Source organism: Bacillus atrophaeus, from assembly GCF_001584335.1.
Lineage (GTDB): Bacteria > Bacillota > Bacilli > Bacillales > Bacillaceae > Bacillus > Bacillus atrophaeus.
In genome coordinates this window covers 1-1,645 of record NZ_LSBB01000007.1, presented here as the reverse complement: position 1 = coordinate 1,645, position 1,645 = coordinate 1, and the positions used below count along the sequence as shown (strand labels likewise).

Sequence of the window (1,645 nt, the reverse complement as noted above, 5' to 3'; positions counted from 1 at the left end):
CCTCAATTTGCACTATATAAGTCGGCACCATATAGATAGGGACCTGGCTTCCAATAAATGTTTTAAGTTCATTTATATCTAATGATTGATTTCCAACTACATAAGCGCATAAAACATCTTGATTTCTTTTATCTTTTCGATTAATGACTGTAACATTTTTCACCTTGCGGTGTTCTAAGATCACACTCTCAATTTCCCCTAGTTCAACACGGTATCCCCGGATTTTAATTTGATGATCTTTACGGCCTTGAAACTCAATATAGCCTTCTTGAGTAAAGACTCCCACATCACCTGTTTTATATAATCTTCCATAGGATGGATGTTCAATAAATGAAGCTTCTGTTTTTTCCTTAGCATTCAAATATCCCTCTGCTACTCCTTTTCCTCCTATATATAACTCTCCTTTTACTCCTACTGGACAAAGTTCGCTATTATAATCTAAAACATAGTATGTTTGGTTAGCTAAAGGATAGCCATAAGGAATACTGGCCCATTCTTTCTTCACCTGATTAATTGGATAGTAAATAGACCATATTGAAGCCTCAGTAGCTCCTCCTAAACTAATTACTTTACTATCTATAAAGTGATCCTGAATTCTTTCAGGTAAAGTAACAGGTATCCAGTCTCCGCTTAATAAAACTAACCGCAGATCTGGAAGTTCATCATAGTCAATTGCTTCAATACTAGGTTTTTTTTCTTCCTCATCCATATAGTTTACTAGCATTTCCATAATCATAGGAACGGAGTTCCAAACGGTAATACCTTTTTCCTTTACTATATGATAAATAGTTTTAACATCCCTCTGATCTTCGATCATTACCAATGTTGCCCCAACAGAAAAAGCTCCAAAAATATCATATATTGATAAGTCAAAAGACATTGAAGACAGACCAATAAACCGGTCTCTGGCATTTACTTTGAATTTTGAATTAATATCAATGATTGTATTAGTTACTGCCTGATGTGTAATCACTACCCCTTTAGGTTTTCCAGTACTTCCAGAGGTATATATCGCATAAGCAATTTGATCAGGAGACGCTTTACTATCACTTTTTGATTCTTCATAAGTGGAGATAATACTTTTTGCAAGTTCATGTGTTAGTGAAATTTTACATTCACCATCTTGCAAGATATATGTTTGCCTTTCTTTTGGAAAATCTGGGTTAATCGGAATATAAGCAGCTCCAGTTTTTAGGACAGCCAGAATATTAGCAATTGTTTCAATCTCTCGATTGACAATGACGCCTACAAAATCATTAGTCTGAACACCATTCATTTCAAGATAACGAGCTATTCGATTAGACATTACTCTTAATTCCTGATAAGTAATACCTCTGTCTTTAAATTCTATTGCGACATTTTCAGGTGTCTCTAAAGCCTGTCTTTCAAAAAGACGATAAAGCGTATCAGGTTGAATAACTTTTGAAGTATCATTATACTCTGAAACCACTCTCTCTAAATTAGAATGACTAGGATAAGAAAATTGATTATTAGCCAGTAAATTCTCTATTATAGCAACATAGTCATTAAACATAGATTCTATAATATTCTCTTCAAAAAGTTCTGACACATAATCCCAGCTAAGCATAACTCCATCGCCTAGTTGTATAACTTGGTGATCTAAATAAACTTGAGATGTCTGACT

1 protein-coding gene is annotated in these 1,645 nt (G+C 34.1%); it reads right to left on the bottom strand.

Features of this window, described 5'->3' with window-relative positions; all coding sequences use genetic code 11:
* A partial coding sequence (locus AXI57_RS07570) for a non-ribosomal peptide synthetase (protein ID WP_155724081.1) occupies positions 1 to 1,588 on the bottom strand: 1,588 nt, incomplete at its 3' end.
* Positions 1,589 to 1,645 lie beyond the last annotated feature (57 nt).